This is a genomic window from Croceimicrobium sp. (assembly GCF_965228705.1).
Lineage (GTDB): Bacteria > Bacteroidota > Bacteroidia > Flavobacteriales > Schleiferiaceae > Croceimicrobium.
Map to the genome: position 1 here is coordinate 1,877,448 of NZ_OZ245832.1, position 15,498 is coordinate 1,892,945.

Consider the following 15,498-nt stretch of genomic DNA (forward strand, 5'->3'; position numbering starts at 1 on the left):
CTAATTTTTAAGCCGCTCTAAGGTAATTAAAGTTCCAGATTCTGACGATGGATATACATAAATCCATCTAAAGAATTATTAAATAGCGGATCCACATTAAAGCAAACAATCAATGCATTTTGCTGCAAATACTTTTTAATCAATGGTGGAATTCGCAGATCACCAGGTTCAATTTCATCAATTCTCCGATCGAATTGCACTAAATCTTCAGGACTGGAATTCATAACCAGGTCCCTTGCTTCTGACTTTAATTTTAGTTTAAAGGGTTTTCGAGGTCTGATCTCTTGCGCTAAACTGGCATCTCCAAAGTTTTTAAGTAGAAAAGCCACCATGAGATTACGGCTGAAAATGGAGAAGCTATTGCTGATACTGGCGCATCCCACAATAAATTCTAGTTCTTCATGTCGTCGCATGACCTCCCTTATACCATTCCACATAACAAATAGCGGTAAAGGCTTTTGCTGATGAGCCGGAATGATAAAAGCTCTCCCCATTTCCAGGGAGCGTTCCAGCATAGGCTGAATGCGCTTTTTAAACTTAAATAAAGTACTTAGGTAAAATCCGTTAAAACCATATTTAGGGTACACCTCACTACCAATGGCCAGGCGATAGGCGCCCACAATTCGCATTTCCTCCTTATCCCAAAGGATCAGATGATGATAATGATAATCAAAGGTATCTAAGTCTAAAGCCAGATTTGATCCTTCGCCAATTGCCCGAAAAGTAATTTCGCGTAAGCGACCAATTTCCCGAATCATATTGGGAACCTGAGCCGCCTTACACAGAAAGACCTGATAGCTGCGCTTTTCTTCAATCAAGGCCTCTCGCTCGAGCAAAAACTCATATTCTTTTAAAAGAAGATCTGTATCAACCGGATCGGCAATCGACTTCGGTTCAGCTGGTCTTTTAGGACTAAAAAGCTTAAACTCTGGATGTAAGGCATTGCTTAGGAGATAGACTCTTTGGCGCAATAAAGCCGAAAGCTGATGCTCACGTGGGTACAGGGCCAGCTCCTTGGGATAAATGGTACGTCCTATTCGAATGGTTACCGGTCGTGATCGGTAGCTGCGTAATTCCGAGGGCACCTTTAAATCCTGAAAGATGGGACCTAATCGCTGTAAGAGATGGTATAAAAATGTTTGATTCGCTTTAAAGAAAACAGGGGTTACCGGTACCTGAGCATCGGCAATCTCACGAATCATATTCACATCCCATTCTCCATCTTCCAACTGACGTTTAGAGATACGGTAGTTGGTACTCACTGTTCCTGCCGGAAAAATTGCCAGAGCCTTTCCTTCCTGTAAGGATTCACTTAAGCTTGCGCCCGAGCTCACCCCACTTTCATCTAAATCCCAATAATGGGCAATGGGCTTTAAACGCTGCCAAAGATCAGAGCCCACTATACGTAGATCAGGGCGAATGGAAGCAACTAATTTTATCAGTAAAAGTGCATCAATTCCGGCCAGAGGATGATTGCAAATCAATACCACTGGGCCAGAAGTTGGAATGCGTTTTAATTCTTCTTCAAAATATTGAAAGCTGAGATCTAATTCGCGGATAATTTCATCTACAAAAGAGGCCTCCTCCCTTCCTTCAGTCCCAGAAAACAACTCCTCCACGCTTTTCACTTTCGTAAGGTGCAGAAGCGTTTTAAGTAATCCTTCTCTCCCAATTTTTGGGAGCCTAACTGTGCGAAACATTTCTCCGGAACCAAGTCGGGCCATGCGATCAGATTCTGATTACGATTTGATAAGTATCGGTACTCACTTGCTCGAGCAATTTACGCCCTCTGCTTTGAATGTCTGCTACCGCACTGTTATCATAATGCCTTACGGTATAAAGCTCCAAATCACCTATGACCGACACATCGAAACTCTGCTTAAGTTGCTCCAAAAGAGCGGGTGTTGCAATAGGATCATCGTTTACACAGAAGGATGAACTGGTAGCGGCATGCTGAGATAAATTCACGCGCAAGCCATACTCATGAAATAATTTATAAATTTTGGAAAGGTGATCTTCCGCAATAAAAGCCAGATCTCGGGTAGCCAAGCTTATTAATTGCTGCTGGCTCTTGCGAATAAAGCAAGGTAAAAAAGGCTCTAGGTTTACCCCTTCGGAAATGGTGGTTCCCTCTTGTTCCAAATCACTAAATGAACGTACCCGTAATGGCACGCCACGCTCCTGCAGGGGCTGAATAGTTTTAGGGTGAATTACCGAAGCACCATAAAATGCTAATTCGATCGCTTCCCGGAAGCTGATCTTCTTTAATAATTCGGTGCCCTGAAAAACCTTGGGATCTCCATTTAAAACCCCGGGTACATCTTTCCAAATCGTTACCTCCTCTGCCTGTAATACATAGGCCATTACCGAAGCGGTATAATCGGATCCCTCCCGACCTAAGGTGGTCGGATTGAAATTGTCATCCGAGCCAATAAAACCCTGGGTGATATAGGAATTGCCGCTCTTCACATTATCCAGAACCAAACGACGGGTTAAGTTCCAATTTACTCGACCAGCACGGTAATTTTGATCGGTTCGGATCAATTTACGAGCATCCAACCAACGATTTTCAAAACCCGAAAAATTCAGATAGGCAGAAACAATTTTGGTGGAGATCAATTCACCGAAACTAACGATCTGATCATAAACCTGATTGAAGCTTCCCACTGCTGGGGACTCGACAATAGTCTCCAATTGCAGGAACAATTCACTCACTTCATTAGTAAGGTGCTCATTGGATTGAGGGAATAACTCATCAATAATCCGCTGATGCGAATCCTTCAAATCCTTCAACTGTTTACTGCAATCCTCCTTCTTTCCATTCAAGAAAGATTTCACCAAATCCTCCAGGGCATTGGTAGTTTTCCCCATGGCCGAAACCACAATAAGGATATCATCTGCTGTAAAGTGTTGAACGATGGATGCCACGCGCTGCACTCCTGCCGCGTCTTTCACACTGGCTCCACCGAATTTAAAGATTCGCATGTTAAATTATTAAGCGGCAAAAATACTAATTAGGCATTGCCGATATTCTATAAAATGCCCTCATGGTGCGGGCTAAGAAATTTGCTTTTAAGACCTTAGACCATCAATCCATTCGGGCAGCTTCCCCAGCCAGGTAAGCACTGGTCCAGGCATGCTGAAAATTGTAACCGCCGGTTATGGCATCCACATTTACGAATTCGCCAATTGCATAAAGCCCGGGGTATTTTTTAATTTGATAAGTCTGCATATCCAATTCCCGAAGGTCAAGTCCCCCGGCGGTCACAAACTCTTCTTTAAAGGTGGTTTTTCCGCTTACGCTGAAGGGACTGCGCAGTAAATACTCAAGCAATCGATTAAATTCCTTTTTCGATAAATCTCGATTGGATTTCCCTTCAGGGACTGCCGCCAACTGCAAAATGGCCTTCCATAAACGTGCTGGCACATCAAAGGCCCTACTGTTCGCTACTCCCTTGGCGGGATGTGCGTGGAAATAATCCTGAATTTGCCTACGCGCCTCTTCTTCCGAAAGACCCAGCCAATTAATTAGGATGGGGAACTGATAATTGCGCTCTTTCAAATCCGGGGCATACCAGGCGCTAAGCTTTAGAACTGCCGGCCCCGAAAATCCCCAGTGGGTGATTAATAAGGGGCCCTGCTCTTTCCACTTAGTTCCCGGAATTTGAACCCAGGCATTGGGCACCGACAATCCCATCAGGTCCTTGAGTGGCGATTGTGGCACATTAAAAGTGAACAAAGACGGACATGGCTTAATCCAGTTTAAATCAAAGTCCTTTAAAAAGGCATAGCCACTTTCTTTGGGTTGACCACCCAGAGCGAGAATAACCGCCCCACAATTAAAAGTGGAACGATCTCGAAAATGTAATTGATAGCCACTTTCTAGGGCTTCCAGATGGATTAAATCCCTTTGCATTTGAATGCGCACCCCAGCTTTTTGTGCCGCCTTTTCCAATACCTGAATTACTGATTCACTGGAATCGCTTTTCGGGAAAACCCGTCCATCGGCCTCCACCTTTAGTTCCAGGCCTTGTTCTTCAAACCAAGCGCGGGCCTCCGGATAACCGAAACGGCCAAATGCCTTTTTTAAAGAGCGACCACCACGAGGATAAGCCTTGACCAATTCAGAGGCATAAGGACAGTGATGCAGCACATTGCAACGTCCACCACCACTGACCCGAACTTTGGAAAGCAGCTTATTGGATTTCTCAAAAAGGACTACTTCAGTATCCGGGTTAGCAGCATGAATGGCCGCAAAAAAGCCGGCCGCGCCACCACCAATTACTGCAATTCGCTTTTTCACTCCTGTTTATTGAGCCACCACTTGCAATTCCACCATTCGGTTTCAATGCCTGCGCCCATTTTCTCATAAAAGCGCACAGCGGGTTCATTCCAATCCAAAACCTGCCAATCCAAGCGCTTTGCCCCGGCTTTACGGGCATAATCCGCAGTAGCTTCTAATAGCATTTTGCCATAACCTTTACCGCGATGTTCAGGCACAACGATTAAATCTTCAAGGTAATAACAGGCTCCTTTCCAAGTCGAATAGCGAGGATAAAACAATGAAATGCCGATAATTCCGTCCTGAGCATGCTTAAGCACCAAATACTCAAAACGGCCCAACTCCCAATCTTCTAAAAGCTCTGCCTCAGTGGTAATCACCTCCTCTGGGGCCTTCTCGAAATCGGCCAAAACCTTGATCAGACGCAACAAGTCGGAGATATCCTCCGCACAGCCTCGTATAATCTCTACTTCTGCCCCCATTCCACTTCTACTTGATTATGCAGGAGATCTTCTAAATTCTGGCGACGGGTAATAAGATGCGCCTTGCCTTTATGCACCAATACCTCAGCCGGCTTATAGCGACTATTGTAATTATTGGCCATGGTAAAACAATAAGCACCCGCATTACGGAAGGCTAAAATATCACCCTGACGCACCTCAGCGATCTGGCGATCATTAGCGAAGGTGTCGGTTTCGCAGATATAGCCAACCACGGTATAAACGCGCGGATCAGCTTTGGGATTGCTAATATTCTCTATATGATGGTAGGCATCGTAGAACATAGGCCGAATCAAGTGATTCATACCTGTATCCACCTGTGCAAATACCGTCGCTGTGGTTTGCTTTAAGCCGTTCACCTGGCAACAGAAAGTTCCGGATTCAGATACCAGGAATTTACCGGGCTCAAATTCGATTTCAAGTTCTCGCCCATATTCGGTACAGAACTCTTTGAACATGGTGGTCATTTTTTGCCCTAATTCCTCCACATTCGTGGCAATGTCATCTGCCTTATAAGGTACTTTAAAACCACTGCCGAAATCCAGATATTTCAAGTCTGGAAAATCGAGTGCCACTTCAAATAATAGTTGGGCACCTACCAAGAAGGTATCCACATCCAGGATATCGCTACCAGTATGCATGTGTACGCCTTCTACATTAAGGTTCAGGCTTTGCACCAGGCGCTCTAGATGGCGACGTTGATGAATGCTAATTCCAAATTTGGAATCGATATGTCCTACGGAAATCTTGCTGTGACCGCCAGCCATAATATGGGGGTTCATCCGAATACATACCGGATAGCTATTACCATATTTAGCGCCAAATTGCTCCAGGATGCTCAGATTATCGATATTGATGCGTACGCCATGGGCTACGGCCTTTTCAATCTCGGCCATGGAAACTCCGTTAGGCGTGTAGATGATTTCTTCAGCTGCAAAGCCCGCTCTAAGTCCTAATTCCACTTCTTGAATAGAAACTGTATCCAAACCGGCTCCCAATTGCTGAAAGAAGCGGAGCACATTAATATTGCTCAGGGCTTTACATGCGTAGTTAATCTTAAGCTTCGATCCTTTAAAAGCCTTTTGCAAACGTTTATATTGGGCCTCCATCTTGGCCGTATCGTAAATGTAAAGCGGGCTTCCAAAATCTTCGCAGATCTGACGCACATCCAGTCCGCCAATCTCGTAGTGATCGTTCTTAAGTTGTAACATTATAATTATTATTGCCGCAAAGGTATGAATGACCAGCCATCCAATTCCATGAAGGACTATACTGAAATCCAAATGATCCGTAATTGGCTCCTATGGATTATCCTAATCGCCCTCTTACTCTTCTTCACTTTCGCTACTGTTTCCCAATTAATCTTTGGCATTCCGATGGGGGAAAACCCTATGCCCTCCTGGGCTTTAATAGCCGGGACTCTATTTATTGCTTTCATCACCGTGGTGATGGCAAGAACCCAGTTGATGATTAATATTGACACCAAAACGCTAATCATTCAATTTGGCGCCTTGGGCCGAATGGAAAGAAACTGGTCGGAAGTTTCCAAAGTCAAAATCATCAATATGCCAATAGCTGGCGTTGGTAAAAGAAGACATCCTAAATACGGCGATCTCTACAATGCTGGTGGAAAGCAGGGGCTTTTAATAGAGTTTAAAGATCAAAACAAGGTTTTGGTTTCAACTCGCCAGGCTGAAAAACTGAAGGCTTATTTAAAGCAAATTAAAAAGCTGAAAGACTGAATATTTTAGACGGTCCCGCTAAATTTGCTGCATACCTCTCAATCCATGGAAAGACATATTACTCTGGGTGAGTTCATCATCCAAAACCAAAAAGACTTCCCTTATGCCAAGGGAGAACTCAGTGCTTTGCTTAGCTCCATTCGCCTGGCCGGTAAAATGGTTAATCAGGAAATCAACAAGGCCGGTTTAGCCAATATTATTGGCGCTGCCGGTGTGGAGAACGTGCAAGGTGAAGCCCAGCAAAAACTTGATGTTTTAGCCAACGACATGTTTATCAGCACCCTGCGTAAGAGGGGCGAAATTTGTGGTTTGGCCAGTGAAGAAATGGAGGAGCATATCGTATTTAACGAAGATATCCATTCTAATGCACGCTATGTAGTATTGATCGATCCTTTGGATGGCAGCAGCAATATTGATGTAAACGTATCGGTTGGAACCATCTTTAGCATATTCCGCCGGGTAAGTGAGCCTGGCACCCCAGTGACTCTAGAAGACTTTTTACAACCCGGTCACAAACAGGTGGCAGCTGGTTATTTGGTATATGGCACTTCTACCATGTTGGTGTACACCACTGGCAATGGCGTGCATGGCTTTACCTACGACCCAGGTATCGGAAGCTTCTTCCTTTCGCATCCCAATATGCGGGTAAAGGAAAATGGTAAGATTTACTCAATTAATGAAGGGAACTATGTGCACATGCCCGAGGGCGTGAAGAAGTACATTAAGTGGTGCCAGGAATTAGACCCCGCCACAGGCCGCCCCCTTACCTCTCGTTACATCGGTTCTTTGGTAGCCGACTTCCATCGCAATCTTTTGAAAGGGGGAATTTATATCTACCCAAAAGGAACTAAAGCGCCTAAAGGAAAACTGCGCTTATTATACGAGTGCAATCCGATGGCCTTCTTGATTGAACAGGCAGGGGGAAAAGCCAGCGATGGCCATACCCGGATTATGGATATCCTCCCAACCGAATTACATGAGCGTGTACCTTTCTTCTGCGGAAGCTCTGAGATGGTAGACAAGGCAGAAGAATTTCTGCGCGAGTACAAAGACTAATTTTCAATTTCAGGCTTTCAATCAGCCTCAAATTATTCCCAATAAAAAAAGCGGCCTCCGATGAGAGCCGCTTTTTGGTTGAGGGGGAAGGAAAATGGTTTGATAACCGTTGGCTAAAGTCGCCTATCCCACGCTATCCCTCAAATGTCTGGCATTAATAACCGAAATTCCGGCACGAAATACAGGCTATACCTCTCCTTCAAATCGCTTTTTGAGGTCTTCCTTATAGGTTCTGGACACGGGTAATTCCCTACCATCCTCTAAAAGTACCTTGGTTGCATAGACGGCCTTCAAAAAAGAAGCCTGCACCAAATAACTGCGGTGAATCCGAATAAAATCATGACCACTCAATTGCTCTTCCATCGCTTTTAGAGTACTGCGTTCCACCTCCGGATTTTTACGATACTTTAAAAACAAGTTCACGTAGTGTCCATCGGATTCCAAATAAATCAAGTCTTCAATTTTAATTACCGCTTTGGACTTTAAACGCAACTGACTGGGCAGCTCTGGCTCGGGGGCCTGATGTTCATCTATCAGACTAAAACCCGAAGCTTCAAGCTTGGTACTATTAGTGAGCACTTCAGCACTTAGACGAGCCGCTTCTGCCTCACGTTCGGACTTAATTTGTTTGACTTTCCTACGACTGATCCAAAAAATGAGACTGCCTAAGATCAAGAAAATCAAGATCACCATTAAGGCCATTTTATAGGAGCGAACTTTTTCTTCTTGTTCCCCCCTTAAGGCCGCCATCTCAATTTCATTACTGGCCTGTTTAATTTTAGCCGCATCGCGCTTCTGATCAAGCTCAGCCTGCTTTTGCTTGCTTAATCGCAAATACTTTAATGCCGAGTCGGCCTCGCCCTTCAACTCTAAATGATGAGCGAAGGCCTCCAGATATTCAGGATCATTCAGAAAATAATCTTGCCGGGGACTGCTTCGGATTGAATCGAAATAAGGGGCTCCCGCTTCATAATCATTTTGATTATTAGCCATTTTAAGGCTCAGCATCCAAAGGTTCTGTAAGCTACGCCCTTGCCTTTGGCCGCGTGGCGGCATTAAGCTATAGGCACGATCCAAATATACTTTAGCACTATCCCAAGCGGCTAGCTTACTGAAGTTGCGGGAAATATTTGCCAATACTTCAATTTGATCGAATTTAGACCCCAGGGTCCTTTGGATTTGCAAAGCTTTTTCCAAATAATAGATTGCTGAGTCATAATTACTCAAGGCGCGATGGGCCACCGCCAAATTATTATAGGCCCGCGCTTCCAATCGACGATCTGCTACCTTATCACTATTCTTTAATGCTTTATGGAACCAGCGCAAGGCTTCTTCCTCTTGATGAATCCGACCATATAAAGAACCTAAACTAAGGTAAGTAAGGGCAATACCCTGGTAATCAATCCGCTGCTGAATTATAGCCGTTTCCTTCATAAGGATAGCCGCCGAATCATAGGATTCGCGCATCATCAAGGCATTGGCCATATTCTTAATGGCCACGGCATACTGCAAACTATCCTGATCTTCCATTGCTAAACGGCGCAGTATTCTAAAACTGGAATCCCCCCGTTCAAACTCATGAATTCGATAAAACGATATCCCTAAATTCTTAAGTACTACTTCGTAGCTGAAACGATCATCATAGTGCTCGCCTTCCTCTAAATGACTAAGTGATTTTTTAAAATTCCTGGCCGCTTCAGTGGGATTAGCGGAAAAAGTCCCGGCCAAACCTTTTAAGAAATAAGCCCTTCCCAGGGCCACCGAATCATCCGCGTACTGTAGTAGACCCTGTGCAATTGAGTCCAATACTTTGGGATTACGGATATCTTGTAGAGATGCCTCAACCCATTTTTCTTTTCCCTCCTGAGCATAGGCACCATAAGTCATGAGGAGCCCCAACATCGCCCCCAATAATCGCTTCATCTTCCTTCTATTTTGACAATCCCCTCGAGGGCAAGATAGTTTCATTATTACACTAAGCCAAGTGAAAGCGCGATAAAAAAGAGCGGAAAGCCAGAACCAGCAAGGGATATAAAATCTAAGCCACTACTTAACAGTAAGATGATGAAATTCATATCAATTTTTAATTCTCCATTTTCAGGTTCCGGCTCAAGGCATCAACTCTTACCTTTGCGCGCTCACACCATCCCTCAATTAAGAGCGGATGGTTTAATGGTTTAGGGCATGGCCTACAAGGCAAGTAATTTTCTGGAGCGCTATTCGGATGATCAGCGCATTAAACTGATTCTGAATCAATGGTCTAAAACAGATCCCCAAAAACTCGAAATCAGAGGAATTTCCGGATCCCTAGGGGCCATAGCCCTGGCACAGAGTTTTCAGCAAAGTGAAATCCCCCACCTTGTTATCCTCAATGATAAAGAACAAGCCGCTTACTTCCTTAATGATCTGGAAGGCTTAATCGGTGAAAAGGATGTGCTCTTTTATCCGGCATCCTACCGCCGGCCTTATGATACGGAAGAAACCGATAATGCCAATGTTCTCTTGCGTGCTGAGGTCTTAAACCGCTTGAACAGCCGAAAAAAACCTGCTATTCTGGTTAGTTATGCCGATGCGCTTTTCGAAAAAGTTGTGACGCGCAAAAGCCTCAGCGCCCATACCTTCAGCATTAGAACCGGAGATGAACTAAGCATTGATTTCCTAAATGAAACCCTCTTCGAATATCAATTTGAAAGAGTGGACTTCGTAATCGAGCCTGGGCAGTTTTCTGTTCGTGGCGGTATAGTGGATGTGTATTCCTTCTCCCATGATCAGCCCTTCCGAATTGAGTTTTTCGATGATGAGATTGAAAGCATCCGCACTTTCGATATTGAAAGCCAATTGAGTATAGATCAGGTAAAGCGTATTCAATTGGTACCCAATGTAGAAAACAAGGTACTGATGGAAAGTCGCGAAAGCTTTCTGGAGTACATAGGACCTAAAACCATCGTTTGGACCCAAAATTCCAATCTCATTGGTTCAAAACTTCAAGATCTCTATGAAAAGGCCCTGGAACTCTTTCGAGAGATCAACTCCGATATCAGTCGCAGTGAACCGGCGGAACTCTATATCAATAAAGATTTATTTCATCAGCAATTAAAGAACTTCCATCAACTAGAGTGGCAGGCCGACAGCGGCTTTGAGGCTAATCTCAAAATCGAATTCAACTCTAAGCCTCAACCCAGCTTCAATAAAAAATTTGAGCTCCTGGTAGATGATCTGCGAAAGCATAGTGAAGAAGATTATGACAATTTCCTACTTTGTCTCAATCAAACCCAGGTAGAACGATTCGATGCTATTTTCGAAGACATTGGCAAAGAGGTTAAGTTTCAACCGATTGTACATACCCTGCACGAAGGTTTCATCGACCAGGAAGCTAAAACCCTGGTTTATACAGACCATCAAATATTTGAACGCTATCAGAAATTCCGCCTAAGAACAGGCTATGAAAAACGTCAAGCGGTAAGCCTTAAAGAACTTACCGCTTTGCAGGTTGGGGATTATATCACCCACATTGACCATGGTATCGGGGAGTTCGGTGGACTGCAAAAAATTGAGGTCAATGGTAAGCAGCAGGAAGCAATTAAACTGATTTACAGCGGTGGTGATGTGCTTTATGTGAGCATTCACTCCTTGCATAAGATTAGTCGCTATAATGGCAAGGAAGGAACCGTGCCCTCCGTACATAAACTGGGATCTGGAGTTTGGCAAAAAACCAAGTCTAAGGCTAAGACCCGCGTTAAGAAGGTGGCCTTCGACCTTATTAAGCTTTATGCTAAACGTAAGGCTACGCATGGCTTTCAGTTCTCACCAGACAATTATTTACAGCACGAATTAGAGGCTTCCTTTATTTATGAGGATACACCTGACCAAGAATCAGCCACTCTCGCCATTAAACAAGATATGGAGGCGCAAACGCCAATGGACCGTCTGATATGTGGGGACGTTGGCTTTGGCAAAACGGAATTAGCGGTGCGCGCTGCTTTCAAAGCCGTGTGCGACAGTAAGCAAGTGGCCGTTTTAGTACCAACTACAATTTTAGCCTTTCAACATCATAAAACCTTCAGCAAACGATTGGCTGATTTCCCTTGTCGAGTAGAGTATATAAACAGATTCCGCAGTAGGAAAGAGCAAACTGAAATCTTAAAAGATTTAGAAGAAGGCAAGGTAGATATCATCATTGGCACCCATCGCTTGGTGGGAAAAGACATTAAGTTTAAAGACCTGGGACTGCTGGTAATTGATGAAGAGCAAAAATTTGGTGTAAGCGTTAAGGACAAGCTCAAGAACCTAAAGGTGAATGTAGATACCCTAACCCTAACGGCGACTCCCATCCCACGGACCTTGCAGTTTTCACTAATGCAAGCGCGCGATTTGAGTGTGATGACCACGCCCCCACCGAACCGCCACCCCATTGAGACCCAATTGATTCCCTTTAGTGAGGAAATCATCCGCGACAGCCTGCGCTATGAATTAAGCAGAGGTGGACAGGTTTTCTTCATCCACAATCGGGTAGAGAACATCAAAGAAGTGGCGGGTATGCTGCAGAGGCTAATGCCGGATGCGAAAATCGGTATTGGTCATGGCCAGATGGAAGGCAAGAAATTAGAGCAATTAATGCTGCAATTCATTAATGGTGAATTCGATATTCTGGTGGCCACCTCGATTATTGAAAATGGTTTGGATGTGCCGAATGCGAATACCATCATCATTAACAATGCACAAAATATTGGCTTGAGCGATCTGCATCAAATGCGAGGTCGGGTAGGTCGAAGTAATAAAAAGGCCTTCTGTAAATTAATAACCCCTCCCCTTTCGGCGATGAGCGATGAAGCCCGCAAGAGAATGCAGGCCATCGAAAAATTCAGTGATTTAGGAAGTGGTTTCCATATTGCCATGCGTGATTTAGAGATTCGAGGTGCTGGTGATTTATTGGGTGCTGAACAGAGTGGCTTTATCAATGATATTGGCTTTGATACCTTCCAGAAAATCCTGGCCGAGGCCATTGAAGAACTCAAGGAAACTGAGTTTAAAGAGCTCTATGCTGAAGAGTTAAAGAATAAGGAAAGTATTAGCGATACCCTATTGGATACCGACCTGGAGATATTGATTCCCGATCAATATGTAAACAAGGTGGATGAGCGCCTGAAGCTTTACCAAGAATTGGATCAATTGCGCACGGAAGCGGAAATTGAAACCTATGCCCGCGATTTAGCCGATCGCTTTGGCCCTATCCCTCGGGAGGTGGAAGAGCTTTTCGACTCCATTCGCTTACGTCGCCTGGGTCAGAAAATCGGATTTGAGAAAGTGGTTCTGAAGCAAGAACGCTTGCTTTGTTATTTCACCTCGGATCAGGAATCGCCCTACTTCCAATCGGATCGCTTCCAAAAAGTACTCTTGTATTTGAAGTCGGCTCCGCAAGCTCAGCTTAAAGAACGCAATGGGAAATTGTATTTGAGCTTCCAGGATGTACTCAGTGTTCACGATGCTTTTGAAGTGCTCAAACCCATTTTATAGATATTCTTGCTAAGCCTATTTAGAAACTTGGAAGGATGAAAATGGGCTATCAAAAATTAAAACCAAAAATAGGTCATTCACATACAAAAGTCGCTTTTTCAACTACTTAGAAAGGCCTGTCACTATAGGTTTTTAATCAATATTCTAATTCAGACTTGTATTTAAACTGACTTTTAGCTTACATTTGAAATGCAATTTCTGGAGAGAGGACTTACGTTGGAGATTTAAGGGAGTTAAACGTAAGTTCATTTGAAATGCAAGATTTTCGGAAGAAAGCGGAGACCATTTGCGACAATATTCGCAAGATCCGTGAATTAAAAGGCTGGACCCGTGATTATTTGGCAGCCGAATTAAATCTATCCCCCAGCGGTTATGGAAAAATCGAACGTGGGGAAGTAGAGCTCACTCTGAGCAAGCTTTATCAAATCAGTATCGTTTTAGAGACAGAGGTGGATCAGATTCTAAATCTGAATCCGGCCACAATTTTGAATCCTCAGGAAAAAAGCCCCAAAGAGGAAGTGGTTCACCAATTAAAACCCTCCTTAAATCAGGATACCTTATTGGTAAAATACGTGCTTCTCTTAGAGGAAAAAATTCAGAAAATGGAAGCCAGCTTTGGCTTAGGCCGTCAGGCCATTTAATCTTCCTTTAAAATCTTCCTTGCCGCAAATAAAAATCCAGGGCTTTGAATTTCTTCAAAACCCTGGATCGGAGATAAGGGAGGAGATTCTTTTAGGGGATTACTATTTTCTCGGTCGAATGATTTCCTACTTGCATTAGATAAATCCCGGAACTTAAGCCTCTAAGATCCACTTGAGACCGATCTGCAAAAGCTGGATATTCAAAATCTAAAACTGGCATTCCGTTTAAATCGAAGATCTTTCCACTTAAGTCCTTTTGGCTCTTTGTCTGAAGTTCTAAAAACCCATCTTTCACCAAATAGCTCAGTCCGTCATCACTTCCGAGCTGCTCTTTAACACTTAAGCTGGCTGAGGATAGCAAAATTTGAAAACGCTCTTCATTTCCGGCTTCCAGAATAAAGTTGTAAGCTCCCTTATTCAAATCATGCAGTACAGCCAATTGGCGATCTTCCAGAACAATATGATAGCTATTGGAGAGCAAACTATCTTCTAATTCAATTTTAAAGTTTTCACCAATCCGATCGGATTCTATTTTTAGGGGAATAACCTTTATTCTGCTGTGCGCTGGCGAAAAATCGATCGCATTATGAGTCAAGGCCTCCGCATTGAAATAGGTCATTAAGTTCGGCTTAGGGCTAGAGTTTGGAAAGAAGGGCGCATCCCAAAGAGTATCCAATTGATCCTGAGTGCCCGGTATTAAACCAATTAAAATCTCATCCCGATTTTCGGGTACTTGATCTTCATAGAGCGAAAGCCAAAAGCGATCTACAGGTCCATTTTGTTGCTTGTAAAAAGTGGGCGCTTCGGTGATGGTGGTATGAGAACTATTTAAAACCATTGAACCTAAGCTTGGAGAAGCACCAGAAGCTTTCACCCAAAAGGATTGCATGGGGGCAATTAATGAGGATGTGATATCGCCAGAGAGGCCCGACCAATCGCGATAGAGTCCGGCTTCTGCATCATAAATACTGAAAGAATTAAGCACATCACTTTTCGTAAGCTGGGTATAATCCAAAGCACAGGTAAATGGATTGGCAATTAAGTTCCAGCCATCTTTATTACTATCTCCGCTAGTCCCCACATTGCTTAAAGTTGGATTCACAAAGCTATACATGGTCCCATACATACTTAAAACTGAATGGTTATCAGCCACTCCATATGGACCTACATAGACTACATAACCTTGTCCAGCCTGATTAGCTGTACTCGAACCATCGGTTCCACTGGCTTCTGCCACAAAAACGCCATTAGCTTCATCCCATGAATAAATATTCTCAACGCCGGCAGCAACAGCCGTATTAACATTCCCGAATTGATCGAGATTGGCATCTACGGGCATAGCCATACTATGCCAGCCTATACCGCTCAAATACTGTTGGATTTTGACTTTCATTGCGGGCCCCTTGTACATAGCATATTCGGAGCTATTGGCATGGAGAATCAGAGAATCCGAAACGCTCAATCCAAGTAATATTTCCAAGGCCGCACCTGGTCTTATTTCTACTTGAGAAGCCGCAATGGGACCAGCAAGGATTACTGATCCAGATTCCAGATATAGGGTATTGATCGACTTTACACCATTATTAATACCATCCGGGTTTTCTGGACTCCAGCTAGTTCCATCATAATAGTAATTCAAATAAGATCCACTGGCACCACCACCATATCCACCGACATATTGTGCCGAAAGAGAAACAGTTAGCAAAAAGCTTAGGAGCATAGGGGTAAATACTTTAGTCATCTTCGATAAATTTTATTTGAAA

At 43.8% G+C, this 15,498-nt stretch carries 11 protein-coding genes; 4 read left to right on the forward strand and 7 right to left on the reverse strand.

The window, feature by feature from the left end; genetic code table 11:
* Positions 1–26: 26 nt before the first annotated feature.
* The 5 genes from ACO05P_RS08530 to lysA form a co-directional block, all read right to left on the reverse strand.
* Positions 27–1,619, reverse strand: a complete 1,593-nt coding sequence (locus tag ACO05P_RS08530; RefSeq protein ID WP_421754810.1) for a lysophospholipid acyltransferase family protein — start codon at positions 1,617–1,619, stop codon at positions 27–29.
* A gap of 109 nt (positions 1,620–1,728) precedes the next feature.
* Positions 1,729–2,985 carry an aspartate kinase gene (locus tag ACO05P_RS08535; protein WP_421754812.1) on the reverse strand — a complete coding sequence of 419 codons (1,257 nt, stop codon included), beginning with the start codon at positions 2,983–2,985 and terminating at the stop codon, positions 1,729–1,731.
* A 103-nt stretch (positions 2,986–3,088) separates the two neighbouring features.
* Positions 3,089–4,303, reverse strand: a complete 1,215-nt coding sequence (locus tag ACO05P_RS08540) for an NAD(P)/FAD-dependent oxidoreductase (RefSeq protein ID WP_421754814.1) — start codon at positions 4,301–4,303, stop codon at positions 3,089–3,091.
* Entirely contained in the window at positions 4,300–4,764 is a 465-nt protein-coding gene (locus tag ACO05P_RS08545; RefSeq protein WP_421754815.1) for a GNAT family N-acetyltransferase, read from the reverse strand. Before ACO05P_RS08545 ends, ACO05P_RS08540 begins: the two co-directional genes overlap by 4 nt.
* Entirely contained in the window at positions 4,749–5,993 is a 1,245-nt protein-coding gene (gene lysA, locus ACO05P_RS08550) for a diaminopimelate decarboxylase (RefSeq protein WP_421754816.1), read from the reverse strand. Before lysA ends, ACO05P_RS08545 begins: the two co-directional genes overlap by 16 nt.
* A gap of 48 nt (positions 5,994–6,041) precedes the next feature.
* On the opposite strand from lysA, the gene ACO05P_RS08555 reads away from it, so the two are divergent.
* Positions 6,042–6,524, forward strand: a complete 483-nt coding sequence (locus ACO05P_RS08555) for a hypothetical protein (protein WP_421754817.1) — start codon at positions 6,042–6,044, stop codon at positions 6,522–6,524.
* A 45-nt stretch (positions 6,525–6,569) separates the two neighbouring features.
* Positions 6,570–7,580: a class 1 fructose-bisphosphatase gene (gene fbp / locus ACO05P_RS08560; RefSeq protein WP_421754819.1), complete on the forward strand. Its 1,011-nt coding sequence runs from the start codon at positions 6,570–6,572 to the stop codon at positions 7,578–7,580.
* A gap of 186 nt (positions 7,581–7,766) precedes the next feature.
* Here fbp and ACO05P_RS08565 read toward each other — a convergent pair whose 3' ends face one another.
* Positions 7,767–9,503 (reverse strand): LytTR family transcriptional regulator DNA-binding domain-containing protein, encoded by a 1,737-nt coding sequence (locus tag ACO05P_RS08565; protein ID WP_421754821.1) that lies wholly within the window; start codon positions 9,501–9,503, stop codon positions 7,767–7,769.
* Between the two features lie 261 nt (positions 9,504–9,764).
* On the opposite strand from ACO05P_RS08565, the gene mfd reads away from it, so the two are divergent.
* Together mfd and ACO05P_RS08575 are read left to right on the forward strand one after the other, a co-directional pair.
* Positions 9,765–13,094 carry a transcription-repair coupling factor gene (gene mfd, locus ACO05P_RS08570; protein ID WP_421754823.1) on the forward strand — a complete coding sequence of 1,110 codons (3,330 nt, stop codon included), beginning with the start codon at positions 9,765–9,767 and terminating at the stop codon, positions 13,092–13,094.
* A 254-nt stretch (positions 13,095–13,348) separates the two neighbouring features.
* Entirely contained in the window at positions 13,349–13,735 is a 387-nt protein-coding gene (locus ACO05P_RS08575) for a helix-turn-helix domain-containing protein (RefSeq protein ID WP_421754825.1), read from the forward strand.
* A gap of 91 nt (positions 13,736–13,826) precedes the next feature.
* On the opposite strand, the gene ACO05P_RS08580 is transcribed toward ACO05P_RS08575, so the two are convergent.
* Complete coding sequence (locus ACO05P_RS08580; RefSeq protein WP_421754827.1) at positions 13,827–15,476, reverse strand: hypothetical protein; 1,650 nt, start codon at positions 15,474–15,476, stop codon at positions 13,827–13,829.
* Positions 15,477–15,498: the final 22 nt, after the last annotated feature.